At 56.5% G+C, this 17,392-nt stretch carries 16 protein-coding genes and 1 riboswitch; of the genes, 13 read left to right on the forward strand and 3 right to left on the reverse strand.

The window, feature by feature from the left end:
- Window positions 1-403: 403 nt before the first annotated feature.
- A complete protein-coding gene (locus tag ACEVJL_RS00310; protein WP_008981350.1) occupies window positions 404-2,080 on the forward strand; it encodes a formate--tetrahydrofolate ligase in 1,677 nt (558 codons plus the stop codon).
- A gap of 74 nt (window positions 2,081-2,154) precedes the next feature.
- Complete coding sequence (locus tag ACEVJL_RS00315; RefSeq protein WP_151076370.1) at window positions 2,155-2,286, forward strand: formate--tetrahydrofolate ligase; 132 nt, start codon at window positions 2,155-2,157, stop codon at window positions 2,284-2,286.
- Window positions 2,287-2,422: 136 nt separating this feature from the next.
- Here the strand turns inward: ACEVJL_RS00315 and ACEVJL_RS00320 are convergent, their stop codons facing one another.
- From ACEVJL_RS00320 to ACEVJL_RS00330, 3 genes are all read right to left on the reverse strand, one after another.
- A complete protein-coding gene (locus ACEVJL_RS00320) occupies window positions 2,423-2,860 on the reverse strand; it encodes an Lrp/AsnC family transcriptional regulator (protein WP_008981347.1) in 438 nt (145 codons plus the stop codon).
- A 29-nt stretch (window positions 2,861-2,889) separates the two neighbouring features.
- Complete coding sequence (gene hutI, locus ACEVJL_RS00325; protein WP_235397039.1) at window positions 2,890-4,116, reverse strand: imidazolonepropionase; 1,227 nt, start codon at window positions 4,114-4,116, stop codon at window positions 2,890-2,892.
- A 71-nt stretch (window positions 4,117-4,187) separates the two neighbouring features.
- Entirely contained in the window at window positions 4,188-6,209 is a 2,022-nt protein-coding gene (locus ACEVJL_RS00330; RefSeq protein ID WP_008981345.1) for a urocanate hydratase, read from the reverse strand.
- A 146-nt stretch (window positions 6,210-6,355) separates the two neighbouring features.
- On the opposite strand from ACEVJL_RS00330, the gene ACEVJL_RS00335 reads away from it, so the two are divergent.
- From ACEVJL_RS00335 to ACEVJL_RS00385, 11 genes are all read left to right on the forward strand, one after another.
- Complete coding sequence (locus tag ACEVJL_RS00335; RefSeq protein WP_110441962.1) at window positions 6,356-7,243, forward strand: LysR family transcriptional regulator; 888 nt, start codon at window positions 6,356-6,358, stop codon at window positions 7,241-7,243.
- Window positions 7,244-7,489: 246 nt separating this feature from the next.
- Complete coding sequence (ftcD, locus tag ACEVJL_RS00340) at window positions 7,490-8,404, forward strand: glutamate formimidoyltransferase (RefSeq protein WP_008981342.1); 915 nt, start codon at window positions 7,490-7,492, stop codon at window positions 8,402-8,404.
- A 31-nt stretch (window positions 8,405-8,435) separates the two neighbouring features.
- Window positions 8,436-9,074 carry a cyclodeaminase/cyclohydrolase family protein gene (locus ACEVJL_RS00345; protein ID WP_008981341.1) on the forward strand — a complete coding sequence of 213 codons (639 nt, stop codon included), beginning with the start codon at window positions 8,436-8,438 and terminating at the stop codon, window positions 9,072-9,074.
- A gap of 62 nt (window positions 9,075-9,136) precedes the next feature.
- Window positions 9,137-9,230: riboswitch (THF riboswitch) on the forward strand.
- A gap of 51 nt (window positions 9,231-9,281) precedes the next feature.
- Window positions 9,282-9,848, forward strand: a complete 567-nt coding sequence (locus ACEVJL_RS00350) for a folate family ECF transporter S component (RefSeq protein ID WP_040649698.1) — start codon at window positions 9,282-9,284, stop codon at window positions 9,846-9,848.
- 17 nt (window positions 9,849-9,865) lie between these two features.
- On the forward strand, window positions 9,866-10,465 hold the full coding sequence (locus ACEVJL_RS00355) for a HutD family protein (protein ID WP_302670576.1): 600 nt from the start codon (window positions 9,866-9,868) through the stop codon (window positions 10,463-10,465).
- A 27-nt stretch (window positions 10,466-10,492) separates the two neighbouring features.
- Window positions 10,493-11,761 carry a bifunctional folylpolyglutamate synthase/dihydrofolate synthase gene (locus ACEVJL_RS00360; RefSeq protein ID WP_374736546.1) on the forward strand — a complete coding sequence of 423 codons (1,269 nt, stop codon included), beginning with the start codon at window positions 10,493-10,495 and terminating at the stop codon, window positions 11,759-11,761.
- A 195-nt stretch (window positions 11,762-11,956) separates the two neighbouring features.
- Entirely contained in the window at window positions 11,957-12,865 is a 909-nt protein-coding gene (locus ACEVJL_RS00365) for an aminoglycoside 6-adenylyltransferase (RefSeq protein WP_374736547.1), read from the forward strand.
- 62 nt (window positions 12,866-12,927) lie between these two features.
- Window positions 12,928-14,028 carry an ABC transporter ATP-binding protein gene (locus ACEVJL_RS00370; RefSeq protein ID WP_374736548.1) on the forward strand — a complete coding sequence of 367 codons (1,101 nt, stop codon included), beginning with the start codon at window positions 12,928-12,930 and terminating at the stop codon, window positions 14,026-14,028.
- On the forward strand, window positions 14,025-14,912 hold the full coding sequence (locus ACEVJL_RS00375; protein ID WP_110441957.1) for a carbohydrate ABC transporter permease: 888 nt from the start codon (window positions 14,025-14,027) through the stop codon (window positions 14,910-14,912). The genes ACEVJL_RS00370 and ACEVJL_RS00375 overlap by 4 nt, the downstream gene beginning before the upstream one ends.
- A 12-nt stretch (window positions 14,913-14,924) precedes the next feature.
- Window positions 14,925-15,800, forward strand: coding sequence for a carbohydrate ABC transporter permease (locus ACEVJL_RS00380; RefSeq protein WP_110441956.1), 876 nt, complete (start codon window positions 14,925-14,927; stop codon window positions 15,798-15,800).
- The gene (locus tag ACEVJL_RS00385) at window positions 15,797-17,389 is read left to right on the forward strand and encodes an ABC transporter substrate-binding protein (RefSeq protein WP_374736549.1); all 1,593 of its coding nucleotides are present in this window, start codon (window positions 15,797-15,799) and stop codon (window positions 17,387-17,389) included. The genes ACEVJL_RS00380 and ACEVJL_RS00385 overlap by 4 nt, the downstream gene beginning before the upstream one ends.
- Window positions 17,390-17,392 lie beyond the last annotated feature (3 nt).

Raw genomic sequence — 17,392 nt, forward strand, 5'->3', positions numbered from 1 at the left:
CCTGGAGTGAAGATATGCCAGACATTATATTTTTCCTCTTCTTAGGAAGAAAGCAATTCCGTCAAAAATGCCATCGTCTCTATTCCACACATGCAATTTTCCCTCAAACGGCGGAACAAACCATAAACTCCGCCGTATTCAGTGGATAATACACATAAAATCAGTTGGTTTTTTCTCTTCACTTATGCACTTACCACAACCGCATCAAAAACGCCGTGCTTTTTTTCTGTAAGAGAAAGGCGGTTTTGACTTAACGAAATAAAGCCCGGCTTCGAAAACAGAAAACAGAATCCGTTTACGAAACATGGGCATTTAGACTACAATATTTACATCAGAATCCAGATTATTTCTCAGCACCAACTTCTGGCTTATTTTTGGATATATATTTTGAGGAGGCGTCATTATGAGTTTTAAGACCGACATCGAGATCGCTCAGGAATCCACTATGCTGCCTATCGAACAGGTGGCCGCTAAGTTGGGAATTGCCCCTGAAAATCTGGAGCACTACGGCCATTACAAGGCCAAAGTAGATATCCATGCCATGAAGAATCTGCCTCTCAAATCCAAGCTGGTACTGGTAACTGCTATCAGTCCCACTCCTGCCGGCGAGGGCAAAACCACCACCTCTATCGGCCTGGCGGACGCCCTGAGCTGCCTGGGCAAGAAGACGGTCGTTTGCCTGCGCGAGCCCTCTCTGGGCCCTGTATTTGGCGTGAAGGGCGGCGCTGCCGGCGGCGGCTATGCTCAGGTCGTTCCTATGGAGGACATCAACCTCCACTTTACCGGCGACTTCCACGCCATTGGTATTGCCAATAACCTCATGTCGGCTCTCATCGACAACCACATCCAGCAGGGCAATGCCCTGAATATTGATACCCGCAAAATCGTGTGGAAACGGGTTGTGGACATGAACGACCGTCAGCTGCGCCACATTGTCTGCGGCTTGGGCGGTAAAGCCAGCGGCGTTCCCCGCGAAGACGGTTTCGACATTACCGTTGCTTCCGAAGTTATGGCGGTTTTGTGTCTGGCCAGCGATCTGGCTGACCTGAAGAGCCGTCTGGCCCGGATGGTTGTGGCCTATACCCGGGATGACAAGCCCGTTACCGCCCACGATCTGAAGGCTGAGGGCGCTATGGCCGCCGTGCTGAAAGATGCCATCAAGCCCAATCTGGTTCAAACTTTGGAGCACACTCCCGCATTTATCCATGGCGGTCCCTTCGCCAACATCGCCCATGGCTGCAACTCCATCCAGGCCACCGAAACTGCGATGAAGCTCAGCGAGTACACCGTTACCGAGGCCGGCTTTGCCGCCGATCTGGGCGCTGAGAAGTTCCTGGACATCAAGTGCCGTGCCGGCGGCTTCCACCCCGACGCCGTGGTCATCGTGGCCACCGTCCGCGCGCTGAAGTATCATGGCGGCGTGCCCAAGGCCGAGCTGAACAATGAGAACCTGGAGGCTTTGGAAAAGGGCCTGCCCAACCTGCTGCAGCACGTGGACAACGTGAAGAACGTCTATGGCCTGCCCTGCGTGGTAGCCATCAACGCCTTCCCCACCGATACCGAGGCCGAACTGAAGATGGTCGAGGAGAAGTGTAAGGAGCAGGGCGTCAATGTTCGCCTGTCTGAGGTTTGGGCCAAGGGCGGCGAGGGCGGAAAGGCTCTGGCCGAGGAGGTCATCCGCCTGTGCGAGGAGGAAACCAGCGACACCTTCCAGTTTGTGTATGATCTGGACACGACCATTGAGGAGAAGCTCAATGCCATCGCTACCAAGGTCTATCGTGCCGACGGCGTTGTTGTGACTGCCGCTGCCAAGAAGCAGATCCAACAGCTGACCGAGCTGGGCTTTGATAAACTGCCTATCTGCATGGCCAAGACTCAATTTTCCTTCTCGGACGATCAGACCCGGCTGGGCGCCCCCCGCGGTTTCAAAATCACGGTTCGCGAGGTAAAAGTCAACGCCGGCGCCGGCTTCCTGGTGGCCAAGACCGGCGATATCATGACCATGCCCGGCCTGCCCAAGGTGCCCGCCTCCGAGCGCATCGATATCGACGAGAACGGCAAGATCACCGGCCTGTTCTAAAACGGGCATGGTCACCGGGAACCCAACACGGGCCCAGCGTCAGCGGGCCGTGTTGGGAAAGGAGGAGTGGCGGCGTGAGTGAGCTTTCGTGTTTGCACGGAAGCGAGGGATACAAAGCCCGCGACGACGCGCCCGGCCTGCCCAAGGTGCCTGCCTCCGAGCGTATCGACATCGACGAGAACGGCAAGATCACCGGCCTGTTCTGATACACCATTACAGCTGCCCTATCTTTCTGCAGGCCCGTACAGCTTTTGCTGTACGGGCCTATTGATATAAAAAAACAAGCTTCGTCTGCCAAAGCAGCCGAAGCTTGTTTTCTATTTCTTCGCACTTCAGGTCAAATCAGCCAAGCGGCGGGATTTCTTTGGTCTCAAAATAAGTTTTGAGCTCCACCGAAGTCTGTGAGTCTCCGTATCGCTTAATGGAAGAGAGAAGTTCATCCAGTTCCCGCGTCCCCCGCACCGCAAAGCGCAGCAAGGCGTTGAACACGCCGATCACATGGTAGTGACTAACGATAGCCGAACTTTTTTCACAAAACTCGCAGAAGGTATTGTACTTTTCCGGCTCTACGGCAACAAAGATAAAGCCGGTCATACTGCAATCCAGGCGTTCCCGCTCCACATCGATTCGAAACCCTCGGATCACGCCCTTTTCCTCCATCCGGCGCACACGCTCTGACACAGCAGGGGCAGTAAGCCCCACCTGATCGCCGATATGCTTCAGGGTGGTCCGGCAATCTTTCTGGAGAATATTGAGGATCTGATAATCGGTCCGGTCCATGCCGGTTCCCTCCCTTTCCGGGGGCAGTGTCAGACCAGCTCGCCCCGCTTAATTACCGTCTTGGCCAAATTGCTGCCTACGCGGTAGCAAATATAATCCAGATCTGGAGCATCCCAAATAACCAGATCGCCCTGCTTGCCCACTTCCACAGAGCCGACTTTATCTGCCATGTCGATGGCGGCCGCGCCATTCAAGGTAACTGCGGTGAGCACTTCCTCGGGGGTGAGCTTATACTTCAGGCATCCCAGGTTGATGACAAACTGCAGATTCAGACAGGGACAAGAGCCGGGGTTAAAGTCGGTGGCCATAGCCACAGGCACGCCCGCACGGATCATATCCCGAGCCGGGGCAAAGACCGCCCCCAAATTGAAGCTGGTAGCGGGAAGCAGGCAGGCAATGACGCCGCCCTTTGCCATGCTGGCAATCCCTTCGGGAGGGCAAACGATGAGATGCTCGGCAGAAATGGCGCCGATCTCCCCTGCCAACTGGGAACCGCCGATGGCCTCGATCTCGTCCGCATGAATCTTGGGGCGCAGGCCGTATTTCAGGCCGGCCTCCAGCACCTGGCGGGACTCCTCCACGGTAAAGGTATCGGCCTCGCAGAACACGTCGCAGAACTTGGCAATGCCCTGCTCCTTGACGGCAGGCATCATCTCCTCGCATACCAACCGGATGTACTCCTCACGGTTCTGCTTGTACTCGGCAGGAACCAGGTGGGCACCCATGAAGGTAGCTACAATATCCATGGGATGGCGGTCGTTCAGGTCCTTGATCACCTGGAGCGCCTTTAATTCGTGTTCCGTGGCCAGACCGTAACCGCTCTTGGCTTCACAGGTGGTAACGCCGAAGCCCATCATCTCATCCAGCGCCTTAGCCGCCTTATTCGTCAGCTCCTCGGCGGTAGCCTGACGGGTGGCATTGGTGGTGGACTGGATCCCACCGCCCGCATTTTGGATCTCCAGGTAGGTCTTTCCGTGGAGCTTCATACCCAGTTCATTCTGACGCCAGCCGCCGAAAATAAGATGCGTGTGGGCGTCCACCAGACCGGGAGTAACCAGATTCCCCTCTGCATCTACTACCTTGGCATCCTCCACCTCAGGAGCAGCTCCTGTCCCCACCTGGGCAATAACGCCGTCCTCTACCAGGACCCAGGCGTTCTTGAGCATCTGGATGGCGCCCTGCTCCGGTCCCTTCTTGGCAGCTCTTCCCTGGGGGGTGGCCAGCATACCGATGTTGGTCAATAGTAATTTACGCATGCCCTCGTATCCTTTCCAAAGGAGGGGGCGTGATGACACGCCCCCTCCTTTTCCGTTGTATCTCAGGTCAATCAGCCCTTCATCGCCTTAACGGCAGCCTCAACAACGGCGTCATCCGCCACATAAGGCAGGGTAATATGATCCTGACCCTCATAGAGCTTGTTGTACTCGGCAGCAGTGGCCAGAGCATTCTCATTGCGGGCCCAGGCGCGGCGGGAAACGCCCACCATGGTATCCCAGGGCATAGCCATTCTCAAAATGGTATCCACACGCTCCGAGCCGTCCAGAACCATGCCGAAGCCGCCATTGATGGCGTTTCCGATTCCGGTGCCGCCGCCGTTATGCAGCGCAATGTAGCTCATACCGCGGGCTGCGTTGCCGGCGTAGCACTGAGTCGCCATCTCGGCCATGATGTTGGAGCCGTCCTTGATGTTGGAGGTCTCACGGAAGGGGGCGTCGGTTCCGCCGGTATCGTGGTGGTCACGGCCAAGGATAACGGGGCCGATTTCACCGTTGCGGACCATCTCATTGAACTTCAGAGCGATGTTCATGCGGCCCATAGCATCCTGATACAGGATGCGGCACTGAGTGCCGACAACCAGCTTGTTCTTCTTTGCGTCGCGGACCCAGACATAGTTGTCGTAGTCCTGATAGCGGCGGTTATGGGCCTTGATGTACTCGGCAGCGGCAGCGTCGGTCTTGTCCAGGTCCTCGGGATTCCGGGACAGGCAGCACCAGCGGAAGGGACCGTAGCCAAAGTCAAACAGGCAGGGACCCAGGATGTCTTCCACGTAGGAGGGGAAGATAAAGCCGTCCAGGTCATTCTCGCCGTTCTTGCAGATGCTCTTGATGCCGGTATCATACACGGCCTTCAGGAAGCTGTTGCCGTAGTCGAAGAAGTAGGTGCCCCGGTCATGCAGCTTGCAGATCATCTCATAGTGGTGCTGCAGCGTCTTGTCAACCAGCTTGGCAAAGCCCTCGGGATCCTTGTCCAGCATCTCGGTGCGCTGTTCAAAGGTCAGACCCTGGGGGCAGTAGCCGCCGTCGTAAGGCACGTGGCAGGAAGTCTGGTCGGACAGCAGATCCACGTGGATGTTGTTGTCATAGAGGTACTCCAGCAGGTCTACCACGTTGCCGTGATAGGCGACGGCACAGGGCTGCTTGGAATCCATGTGCTCCTTGGCGATCTTCCAGGCCTCTTCCAGGCTGTCAGTGCGGTGGCTGACCCAGCCCTGGGTATAGCGGGTCTCGATGCGGGAGTCGTCCACCTCGGCGATGATGGAGGCAGCGCCGGCGATCTCAGCAGCCTTGCCCTGAGCACCGGACATGCCGCCCAGACCGGCGGACACAAACAGACGGCCGGCCAGGTTGCCGTCCTGGGGGATGCCCAGCTTCAGACGGCCGGCGTTGAGCAGGGTGTTGAAGGTGCCGTGCACGATGCCCTGAGGACCGATATACATCCAGCCTCCGGCGGTCATCTGGCCGTAGTTGGCAACGCCCAGAGCCGCAGCGCGGTTGAAGTTCTTCTGGTCATCAAAGGTGCCCACCATCAGGCCGTTGGAGATGATGACACGGGGAGCCAGCTTGTGGCTGTGGAACAGGCCCAGGGGGTGGCCGGACATGACCACTAGGGTCTGCTCGTCCGTCAGGACCTCCAGATACTTCTTGATCAGGCGATACTGCATCCAGTTCTGGCACACCTGACCGGTCTCACCGTAGGTAACCAGTTCATAGGGGTACAGAGCCACATCAAAGTCCAGGTTGTTGTCGATCATAACCTGAATGGCGCGGCCCTCAATGCACGCACCCTTGTACTCATCGATGGGCTTGCCGTACAGCTTGCCCGCAGGACGGAAGCGGTAGCCGTAAATACGGCCATGCTCTTCCAGCTCCTGCGCAAACTCCTTGGCCATTTGCTCGTGGTGATCGGGATGGATGTAACGCAGTGCGTTCTTGATGGCCAAAGCCTTGTCCGCCTCACTCAAATGAGACTCACGGCGGGGAGCACGGCGGTACTGAGCGTCAAACTCAGGGTACTCGGGCAGCTCGTAGTCCAGCTTGATGGTCATTGCATCGTTTACGTTGCCAGTCATGATACTTCCCCCTATAAAAATTTTTTGTGTAAAACGTAAGTTATGGGCCAAATGTTTTTCCCTTTTGATTGTATTTTAACCGAAATATGCTATAATGAAAAATACCTATATTGTATATTTGATAGATCAAAAAGGTATAGCAAGATATGAACTTTAAACAGCTAGAATACTTTTCTGCCGTAGCAGAAGCAAAAAGCATTTCCAAAGCCGCCAGAGCCCTTCATGTGGCTCAGCCTCCTATCAGCCGCCAGTTGTCCATGCTGGAGGACGAATTAGGGGTATGCCTCTTCTTGCGCAACAACAAGGGCGTGGAGCTGACCGAGGCAGGACGCAGCCTGTACCAGCAAAGTCAGCACATGTTTCAGAATTTCCGCATGATGATCGAGAGTGTCCGGGATGTAAATGAAGGATTTCGCGGCATCCTGAAAGTCGGCATTATCTATTCCAACATCCCCATCGTCATGGACTATTTGCGGGAATATCATGCGAAATATCCGCGTGTGGAGTTGTATGTCCGCCTGGGATCGCCCAAGGACCTGCTGGATGATCTGAACAAAGGGAACCTGCACGTTCTGTTTCTGCGCAATTCCGCTGAGCGGGTTTCACAGCTTCACGAAAAGATTCTGGGCGAGGACCCGTTGGAGCTGGTTATGTCCCGTGAACTGGATCCGGCCCCAGATTCGGATACTATCCCCATTGAGGCTCTGAAGGATGTCCCCATGTGCCTTTTGCGCAGCGATGACATGTGGGGGTACAGCTCACATCTGATCAACGAATGTCAGCGCAGAGGGTTTACCCCGAATACCGTCTGCCAGTGTTACGACACTCCTATGGCGATGCAGATGGTACAGGCAGGGTTTGGAATCAGCTATCTTCCCCGCTCTATTGTAGAAACCACCCCTCATTCTGCCCTGTACTCAAAACCCATACAGGATCTGTCCGCTCCCTCGTATCCTATGCTGCTCTGGAGCGAAAATATTTACTACGCCAACTGTGTCAAGCAGTTTATCTCTATGTTCCAGGATAAGCCGTGAGATATTTTGTGCATTTTGCACGTAAGAAACGTTCTGCGTTTTTATTTGTAAAGTGAATTCCTGTTTTCACTTAACAAAACAAAGTAAGAAAAGAAAAATGAAAAACAGAACTCATTTACGAACCAAACGCTCTGAGCTAAAATGAAACCATAGAAATACATTCCTTGTGGTTTGACTCAGCAGTCTTTCGCAGGTCACTCCGGAACCATTCCGGAAATCATCAAAAAAATAATGGAGGAACTTATCATGGCGAAGCTTGTAGAGTGTATCCCCAACTTCAGCTGCAGCAAGGAGAAGGACGAAGCTACCTATAACGCGTTGGTCGAGGCAGCCAACAGCGTCCCCGGCTGTACTCTGTTTGACGCCCAGACCGACGGCAATCACAACCGCTGCGTATTTACTCTGATCGGCAACATCGACGCCATTGAAGAGGTTGCCTTCCAGTTGACCAAGGTCGCCACTGAGCGCATCGACATGAACAAGCACAAGGGTGAGCACAAGCGCATGGGCGCCACCGACGTCATCCCCTTTGTTCCCCAGTCCAAGGATGTCACTGTGGAGGAGTGCGTGGAGCTCTCCAAGCGCGTGGCCCAGCGTATCTGGGACGAGCTGAAGGTTCCCTCCTTCCTGTACGAAGACTCCGCCACCCGGCCCGAGCGCCGCAACCTGGCCACCTGCCGCAAGGGTGAGTTTGAGGGTATGCCTGAGAAGCTGCTGCAGGAGGAGTGGGCTCCCGATTACGGTGAGCGCAAGATCCACCCCACCGCCGGCATCACCGCCATCGGCGCCCGTATGCCCCTGGTCGCCTTCAACATCAACCTGGCTACCTCTGATGTGGAAGTGGCCAAGAAGATCGCCAAGGTCATCCGCGGTTCCTCCGGCGGCTTCCGCAGCTGTAAGGCTATGGGCTTTATGATGGAGGACCGGGGCATCGCCCAGGTTTCCATGAACATGGTCAACTATGAGGATACCCCTCTGTATGTGGTCTATGAGATGGTCCGTTCTCTGGCCGAGCGTTACGGCACCTACATCATTGACAGCGAGATCGTGGGTCTGACCCCCGCCAAGGCCATGATCGACTGCGCGGAGTTCTATCTGAAAGCCAGAGACTTTGACTGCCACAACCAGATCATGGAGTATCACCTCCTGGACATGAAGTAAGAAACACAAGAGGGATAAGGAGAGAAGCGACATGAAAAAATTAGCCGAGCTGCAAACCGCTGAGTTTGTCGACCTGCTGGCCTCTGACGCTCCCGCTCCCGGCGGCGGCTCTGCCGCTGCGCTGGAGGGTGCCCTGGGCGCCGCACTCACCGCTATGGTGTGCGGTTTGACCACCGTGGGCAAGAGCAAGGAAAAATATGCAGAATATCAGGAATTTGTCGTGGAGAGCCAGAAGAAGGCTGCCGATCTGAAGCTTCGCTTTGTGGACGTGATGGACCGGGATACCGACGCCTTCAACGTGGTCAGCGCCGCATTCCGGATGCCTAAATCTACCGACGAAGAAAAGGCCGCCCGCTCCGCCGCTATTCAGAAAGGGTTGGAGGCTTGTACTGCCACTCCCTTCGAGATGATGGAGCTGGCTACCGAGACCCTGGAGCTGACCGCTTCTCTGTTGGGCAAAACCAACGACAGCGCCGCCAGCGATCTGGGCGTATCCGCTTTGTCCATGCGTGCCGCCATTCAGGGCGCGTGGCTCAACGTCCTCATCAACATCGGCTCTTTGAAGAATAAGGAGCTGGCCGAGGACTACCGCAAGAAGGGCGAGGCCATGCTGGCCAAAGCTCTGCCTCTGGCCGACCAGATTTACCAGAACGTTCTCAGCCAGATGTAATCGCTTGGGGTGCGTGCCTGCAAATTTCAGGTTGGCACGCACCCTTTTCATTTGAAGAAACTGACAGAGTAGATCCAGCGCGTCAAGTGCCATCGGATGGGAGGTTGCCGATGGACGAAGGGACCCTTCCCGCGTTGCTGTATCGCATCCGCTGCCATGACTAGGGTACTCCTTTCATGGCAATCAGCCATGAGAGGAGTGTTTTTTATGAAAAACGCCAACATTAAAGTTCTGTGTCAAACCGCAATTCTGATCGCTGTATATGTCCTGCTGAGTATGACGCTGGTGATTCGGACCGGAAACTGGAAACTGACGTTTGTCGCTTTGCCTGTCATCATAGCGTCGCTGTCCCTTGGAACAGGCAGCGGCTGTGCGGTGGCGCTGATTGGTGAATTTCTCAGCCAGATGCTGACCTTCGGCCTCATGCACACCACCATCATCTGGATCTGGCCCCCTATGGGCTGGGCACTGGCGGTGGGTTTTGTTGCCCAGCGTGAAAAGCGCTGCGGAAAACATCTGGAAGACCGGCCTGTCCGGTGTTACGCTGCGTGCATCGCAGGCGCTTTGATCACCGGCTGTATGAATACGCTGGCTTTGTGGCTGGACAGCCTGATCAATCATTACTATACGTTTGCCGTTGTCTTTGGAAGCGTGATTTTCCGGCTGCCGAAAGACATCATTACCGCATTTGTTGTGGCGGCCATTTCCATACCGCTTGTGAAACTGCTGCGCCGCAGCGGATTGTCTGCGCTTCAGGAGGCAAAAAACCGTTAAAGAAAGGGCGGCTTCTTATGCAGTGGGTTCTGCTTACAGAAGAGGATTACGTCACAACCAACTGGTCGGGTGGAACCACCACTCAACTGGCGATCGCACCCCAGGAGTCGGTCTATGCAAACCGGGATTTTCTCTGGCGGTTCAGCTCTGCCAAGGTCATTCTGGAGCATTCGGATTTCACTCCACTTCCTGACTACAACCGTCTGATTGCCACCGTAAAAGGCGGGCTGGATATGAAGGTAGGCGATGGAGCACGTTTTTCTTTGGCTCCCTATCAAATATACTCCTTTGACGGGGCTGTATCTGTGGAATCCTGGGGATGCTGTACGGACTTCAATTTAATGCTGCGCAAGGGACAGTGCCAGGGAACCCTTCAGGCTTTGACGCTGTCGGCTGGGAGCGCTGTGAGCTGGACCGCTCCGGTCTCCGCGCCTGAACCCTTTCCCCGCCGCACTCTGGCTGTCTATTGCGGACAAGGCCAGGTGTCACTGCCTGAGGATCACAAAACGGCATCGGCCGGTCAGTTTCTGCTGTGCCGGGAGGCCGAAGATACGCCGGTGCGCCTGGAGAGTTCCCAGGGCGCGCAATTGATCACGGCAGTGATTTATTCCCGCTAAGAAGCGGACAAAAAGGAGCAAATTGCTATGACAGGTCAGGAAGCAGTCAATTTTATTCATGAACGGGCATGGACCGGCCGAAAGCCCGGCCTAAGCCGCACGTTTACCCTGTTGGAACGGCTGGGCAGCCCCCATGAAAAGCTGAAATTTATCCACATTACCGGTACAAACGGAAAAGGATCGACCGCGGCGATGGTTTCTTCCATTCTTACGCAAGCGGGACTGCGCACCGGACTTTATACCTCTCCCCATCTCTGGACGTTCCATGAGCGCTTTCAAGTGGATGGCGTGCCCATCTCCGACGCGATGCTGGGCGAGCTGGGTGAGTTGGTCATCAAAGCCGGAGAGGGAATGGAGGATCCCCCCACGGAATTTGAATTGATGACCGCTCTGGGCCTGGAGTTTTTCCTGCGCATGAAGTGCGATATTGTCGTGCTGGAAGTGGGACTGGGCGGACGCCTTGATTCCACAAACGTGATCCCCGCTCCCGAAGCAGCCGTGATCACCAACATCGGCTTGGAGCACACCCAGGAGCTGGGCAACTCCCGTACGCTGATTGCTCAAGAGAAGTCCGGCATCATCAAAAAGGGCTGCTCCACCGTACTCTACCACCAAAGCGGCGAGGTGGAGGATGTGGTAAAAGAGGTCTGCCGGCAGATGGAGAGTCCTTTGACGGTGACCGCGCCGCAAACTCTGGAGGTTCTGGAAAGCAACCGGGATGGACAGACCTTCCGTTACCGCGGAAAGGGTCCCTATCATATCTCTCTGCTGGGCCCCCACCAGCTGTACAACGCCATGACCGCATTGGATACGATCTGGACACTGAGCCACCGCAGCTGGAAGATCGAGGAACAGGCCGTGGCCCAAGGTCTTGAGAACGCCGTGTGGCCTGCCCGTTTGGAACTGGTTCGCCGCAACCCTGATATTTTGCTGGACGGCGGACACAATCCTCAGTGTATGGCCGCTCTGCACGATGCACTGGAGGAGCTGTATCCGGGGAAGAAAATGATCTTCCTAACCGGAGTGTTGGGGGACAAGGACTACCCCGATATGATAAACAAAATCCTGCCCCTGGCCAAATCCTTTGTCACCATTACTCCAGACAGCCCCCGGGCTCTCAGCGCTCAGGAGCTGGCGGATTATCTCCACGGCTTAGGCGTCCAGGCCGATGCCTGCGAGACGACCGAGCAAGGAATCCAGCAAGCATTGGCTCTGGCCGGACCGGAAGATGTGGTATGCGCCTGCGGATCGTTATATATGATCGGTGAAGTGCGCCATTTGCTGGGCTTATGCTGATCTCAGGATTATTATAAGACTGCGGCAGCAAATCTCCCCTCCCCGGTACATAACGTGCTGATGATCTGTTGAAGGCACCGCCCCTTTGGGGCGGTGTCTTTTGTTTTGCCCCGACTTCCCCATTTGCCTGTCTCCCCGCCGTTTGTTATAATTAGGAAGAACGCTGGACAGTACAGCAAGGAGGCGACCGATCCCATGCGCAGTGAACAGGACATCATGGACCTGATTTTGTCTGTGGCCAAATCCGACTCCCGGATCCTGGCAGCTTACCTGAAAGGCTCCCGCACAAACCCCAACGTGCCCAAGGATGTCTATCAGGACTTTGACCTTATGTATGTGGTCACGGAAACCGACTCTTTCCGGCAGGACCCGGCATGGCTGGATGTCTTCGGTCCACGGATTTTGACCCAGGAACAGGACAGCGACTTTGGATACGGGGACCGGTTTGGCCTGCGCTCCAACTACCAGCAGCTCTATTCCTGGCTTCTTCTGCTGGAAGATGGGAACCGGATCGACCTGGGTGTGGAGACGGTAGAGCACATGCAGCAGGGCTGCACCCGGAACAAGCTCTTTTTGCCCCTTCTGGACAAAATCGGCTGTCTTCCCAAGCTGCCGCCCCCCAGCGACGAGGACTTTCATGTCAAATCTCCCACCGCCAGCCAGTTTCAGGGATGCTGCAATGAATTTTTCTGGAGCCTGTGCGATGTGGCCAAGGGCATTGCCCGCAACGAGCTTCCCTTCGCCATGACCACCTACCACGCCCAGGCCCGCCCGATGCTGGAACAGATGCTGGCCTGGTACGTGGGCTGTGCCACGGATTTTTCCGTCTCCTGCGGGAAATCCAATAAGTTTTTCCGGCGCTGCCTGCCCCCTTCCCTCTACCAGCGCTACACCAAAATCTACTGCGACAGCGACTATGAGCATATGTGGCAGGCGATACGTACCGCCTGCGGTCTGTTCCACGATACTGCCAACGATGTGGGGGCACAGCTGGGATTTCCCTATCCCCAGGCAGACGAGGACGGTTTTTTCCAGTACCTGGCCTTTATCCAGCGCACGCTGACTCACGCAAAACCCGGCGGCAAGCTTTCTTCCCCCGTCTGACTCCCTTGAGAAAAAAGCTTGTTTCAGCTATAATCAAACGGAATTGGGAGGGAGATACGCCTATGAATATTCAGCTTGAGCATCTTACAAAAACCTTTCACAGCCCCGGCCGGAAGTCCTCCGGCGAAGTGGTTGCTGTGAATGACTTCACCTTTGAAATTCCTGACGGCCAGCTCATCGGCCTGCTTGGCCCCTCCGGCTGCGGAAAGAGCACCACCTTGAACCTCATCTGCGGACTGGAGCAGCCCACCAGCGGAAAGATCTTCTTCGGCGACCGGGACGTCACCGCCCTGCCCCCGGAGCTGCGTGGAGTCGGCATGGTGTTTCAGAACTACGCCCTCTACCCCCACCTGACAGTGCGGAAAAACATTCTCTTCCCTCTGGAAAATTTGAAGGGGAAAGACCGCCTTACCAAAGAGGAGATGGCTCGGCGTGTGGATGAGGCGGCCTCTCTGGTCCAGATCGGGGAGCTTCTGGACCGCAAGCCCAGCGAGCTGTCCGGCGGCCAGCAGCAGCGGGTGGCCATTGCCCGGGCGCTGGTAAAAATGCCTCACGTCCTGCTGCTGGATGAGCCTCTCTCCAACCTGGACGCTCGGCTGCGCCTCCAGACCCGGGAGGAGATTCGGAAAATCCAGCGCTCCACCAAAATCACCACCGTCTTTGTCACCCACGACCAGGAGGAGGCCATGAGCATCTCCGACCGCATCGTGGTCATGAAGGAGGGGGTTTTGCAGCAGATCGGCCAGCCCCAGCAGGTCTATGACGACCCGGCCAACCTGTTTGTGGCCAAGTTTCTGGGCACGCCGCCCATCAACGTCTTTGACGGCCAGATTCAGAACGGGATGCTCTGCCTGGGCGGAGAGGCGGTCCTGCCTGTCCCCGGTATCCCGGACCAGAGCGTCACGGTGGGCATCCGTCCCGAGGGCTTCCTGCCCCAGGCCGATGGGCCTCTCTCCTGCGCCCTCAGCGGTGTGGAGGTGATGGGCCGGGACATCAGCGTGGTGGCCTCCCACTCCGCCTGCCAGTCCCCCACCCTCCGTGCCATTATCACCGCCGATGCTCCGGTGGACCGCAGCGCCCAGAGCATCCGCTTCGCTCTAAAGCCGGAAAAGGTATTTCTCTTCCAGCCTGACTCCGGCTGCCGGATTCGGGGTGCGCGATGAAACAACAACGAAAAGCCTGGCTCTACCTGCTGCCCGCTCTGCTGTTTCTGGCAGCATTTATGGTCTATCCCCTCATCGACGTATTTATTTACTCGGTGGAGGAGGGGTATAACTTTGCCTCCCAGACCTACTTCGGCGTGGGACTGTATAACTACTCCTACGTGCTCCACGATCCCTACTTCTTGCAGGCGGTGAAAAACACCTTCCTGCTGGTCATCATCACCGTGCCCCTGTCCACGGGACTGGCTCTGGTCATCTCTCTGGCTCTCAGCTCCATCCGGCCTCTCCGGGATCTGTTCCAGACCATCTACTTTCTGCCCTACGTGACCAACACGTTGGCAGTGGGTCTGGTATTCATGATCCTGTTTCAAAAGACGGAGTACACCGACGGCCTCATCAACCTGATGATCCAGTGGTTCGGCGGCTCCAGCGTGGACTTTATCGAGGGCCCCTACTGGGCCAAAATGTTCGTGCTGTGCTTCTACACCATCTGGGTGGTCATGCCCTTTAAAATCCTCATTCTCACCAGCGCTCTGGCCTCGGTGAATCCGGACTACTACAAGGCCGCCCGGGTGGACGGCACCTCCAAGGGACGTATCTTCCTGCGCATCACCCTGCCCATGATCTCCCCCATGGTGTTCTACCTCATCGTCACCGGCTTTATCGGCGCCTTCAAGGCGTACAGCGACGCGGTAGCTCTCTTCGGCACCGACCTGAATGCGGCTGGGATGAACACCATTGTGGGCTATGTCTACGACATGCTCTACGGCGACAGCGGCGGTTTCCCGTCCTACGCCTCGGCGGCCGCCATCATCCTGTTTGCCATCGTGCTGACCATCACCTGCATCAACCTCCTGGTCAGCAAAAAGCACGTGCACTACTAAGGGGGGATTATTGTGGAACAATCTTTTGACTTTGAACGTCTCCAGGGGCGGGCGCTGCGCCGCAAACGCATCCTGCGCTTACTCACCTACCTGCTTCTGGGCGTGTGGGCGGTGGTGGTCCTCTTCCCCTTCTACTGGATGCTGCTCACCTCGGTGAAGGACTACGGAGCCTACAACGCCGAGCACATCCCCACCTTCTTTACCCTCTCCCCCACTCTGCAAAACTACCGCGACGCCTTTACCTCCGTTCCTCTTGGCCGCTATCTGTTGAACACAGTGTTCTTCGCCGTGGTCACCACCGCTCTCATGGTGGTGGTCATCACCCTGTCGGCCTACGCCTTTGCCCGGATGGAGTTTCGGGGGAAAAACCTGCTGTTTACCCTGTTTTTGTCCCTGATGATGATCCCCACCGAATTGGTGGTCATCACCAACTACGCCACCATTACCGGCCTGGAGCTGCGCAACACCTTTACCGGCCTTATCCTCCCCTCGGTCACCTCAGTGTTTTATATCTACCTGCTGAAGGAAAACTTTGAGCAGGTGCCCGACGAGCTCTACCGGGCAGCCAAGGTAGACGGTACCTCCGACTTTAAGTACCTATGGAAGGTAATGCTGCCCATCTGCCGCCCCACTCTGGTGACCATCATCATCCTGAAGGTCATCGAGTGCTGGAACTCCTACGTGTGGCCCCGGCTCATTACTGACGACCCCAACTACTTTCTGGTGTCCAACGGCATCCAGGAAATCCGGGAAAACGGCTTTGGCCGGGAGAACATCCCCGCCATGATGGCGGCGGTGGTGGTCATTTCCGTGCCCCTCATTTTGCTGTTCTTCCTGTTCCGGAAGAAGATCATGGCGGGCGTGTCCAGAGGAGGGATCAAAGGATGAGAGGAAAACGCGTCTGTGCGGCCCTTCTCTCCGCCGCCCTTCTGCTGGGACTCACCGGCTGCCACGGCTCCAAGGAGACGGCAAGCTTTCAGGTGCCAGACACCTTTGACGAGAGCCGCACCTATGAGATCACCTTCTGGGCCAAGAACGACACCAACAAGCGCCAGACCGACATCTATAAGCAGGCCATCGCCGACTTTGAGGAGCTCTACCCCAACATCAAAGTGGAGCTGCGCCTGTACACCGACTACGGCAAAATTTATAACGACGTCATCACCAATATCTCCACCGGCACCACCCCCAACGTGTGTATCACCTACCCCGACCACATCGCCACCTACCTCACGGGGGAAAATGTGGTGGTGCCTCTGGATGAGCTGTTTGCCGACCCGGACTACGGCCTGGGCGGCGCGGCCCTGAAATTTGATGGCCCCACCCAGGAGGAGATCATTCCCCAGTTTCTGGAGGAGTGCGACCTGAACGGGACCTATTACGCTGTGCCCTACATGCGCTCCACCGAGGCCTGCTACATCAACAAGACCTACGTGGAAAAGCTGGGCTACACCCTTCCGGAAACCCTCACCTGGGACTTTATCTGGGAGGTATCGGAGGCCGCCGCCAAGCAGGACGCCCAGGGCAATTACCTGGTCAACGGCCAGAAGGTGATGATCCCCTTCATCTATAAGTCCACCGACAACATGATGATCCAGATGCTCCGGCAGCTGGACGCAGGCTACTCCACCAGCAGCGGAGACATCCAGCTCTTCAACGACACCACCAAAGAGCTGCTGTCCACCATTGCTCAGCACGTGGAGACGGGAGCCTTCTCCACCTTCAAGATCTCCAGCTACCCCGCCAACTTCCTCAACGCCGGCCAGTGTATCTTTGCCTTCGACTCCACCGCCGGCTCCACCTGGATGGGCGCCAACGCCCCCCTCTCCGACATCAGCCCCGATGCCTTTGTGGATTTTGAGACGGTAGTGATGCCCATCCCCCAGTTTGACCCGGAGAACCCCCAGATGATCTCCCAGGGTCCCTCCATCTGTATCTTCAACAAGGAGGACCCCCAGGAGGTGCTGGCCTCCTGGCTGTTCACTCAGTTCCTGCTTACCAATGAGGTGCAGATCCCCTACGCCCAGACCGAGGGGTATGTCCCCGTCACCTCCAAGGCTCAGCAGGACCCCACCTACCAGGACTACCTGTCCCGCTCCGGCGAGGACAATGACACCTACTACGACGTGAAGATCGAGGCCACCCAGCTGCTGCTGGACCACACCGACGACACCTTTGTCACCCCGGTGTTCAACGGCTCGGCCTCCCTGCGTGACGCCGCGGGACAGCTCATTGAGAACACCGCCAAGTCGGTACGCCGGGGTGAGACAGTGGATGAGGCCTACTGGGATTCCCTCTTTAACGAGGTAAAAGCCCTCTACCACCTGGACGAAACCAGCGCCTCCGCCTCCGGTCCCGCCGATCTTGGACCCCTGCCTCAGACAGCGGTGATCCTTCTGGGCAGCCTGGCTGCGGCCTGGATTCTGATCCTGGTGTGGGTGGTCCTCAGCGCGCGGAAAAAGCGGACTGGCCATTGATTT

The sequence above is a fragment of the Flintibacter porci genome (assembly GCF_041925195.1).
In the GTDB taxonomy this organism is placed as follows: Bacteria; Bacillota; Clostridia; order Oscillospirales; family Oscillospiraceae; genus Lawsonibacter; species Lawsonibacter porci.

Excerpts from the sequence above, each read along its gene's own strand:
- ACEVJL_RS00330 (WP_008981345.1), bottom strand. The coding sequence starts at position 6,209 with ATGACTGGCAACGTAAACGATGCAATGACCATCAAGCTGGACTACGAG.
- ACEVJL_RS00350 (WP_040649698.1), top strand. The coding sequence starts at position 9,282 with ATGAAAAACGCCAACATTAAAGTTCTGTGTCAAACCGCAATTCTGATC.
- ACEVJL_RS00385 (WP_374736549.1), top strand. The coding sequence starts at position 15,797 with ATGAGAGGAAAACGCGTCTGTGCGGCCCTTCTCTCCGCCGCCCTTCTG.
- ftcD (WP_008981342.1), top strand. The coding sequence starts at position 7,490 with ATGGCGAAGCTTGTAGAGTGTATCCCCAACTTCAGCTGCAGCAAGGAG.
- ACEVJL_RS00365 (WP_374736547.1), top strand. The coding sequence starts at position 11,957 with ATGCGCAGTGAACAGGACATCATGGACCTGATTTTGTCTGTGGCCAAA.
- ACEVJL_RS00320 (WP_008981347.1), bottom strand. The coding sequence starts at position 2,860 with ATGGACCGGACCGATTATCAGATCCTCAATATTCTCCAGAAAGATTGC.
- ACEVJL_RS00310 (WP_008981350.1), top strand. The coding sequence starts at position 404 with ATGAGTTTTAAGACCGACATCGAGATCGCTCAGGAATCCACTATGCTG.
- ACEVJL_RS00345 (WP_008981341.1), top strand. The coding sequence starts at position 8,436 with ATGAAAAAATTAGCCGAGCTGCAAACCGCTGAGTTTGTCGACCTGCTG.
- ACEVJL_RS00375 (WP_110441957.1), top strand. The coding sequence starts at position 14,025 with ATGAAACAACAACGAAAAGCCTGGCTCTACCTGCTGCCCGCTCTGCTG.
- ACEVJL_RS00360 (WP_374736546.1), top strand. The coding sequence starts at position 10,493 with ATGACAGGTCAGGAAGCAGTCAATTTTATTCATGAACGGGCATGGACC.
- hutI (WP_235397039.1), bottom strand. The coding sequence starts at position 4,116 with ATGCGTAAATTACTATTGACCAACATCGGTATGCTGGCCACCCCCCAG.
- ACEVJL_RS00335 (WP_110441962.1), top strand. The coding sequence starts at position 6,356 with ATGAACTTTAAACAGCTAGAATACTTTTCTGCCGTAGCAGAAGCAAAA.
- ACEVJL_RS00355 (WP_302670576.1), top strand. The coding sequence starts at position 9,866 with ATGCAGTGGGTTCTGCTTACAGAAGAGGATTACGTCACAACCAACTGG.
- ACEVJL_RS00370 (WP_374736548.1), top strand. The coding sequence starts at position 12,928 with ATGAATATTCAGCTTGAGCATCTTACAAAAACCTTTCACAGCCCCGGC.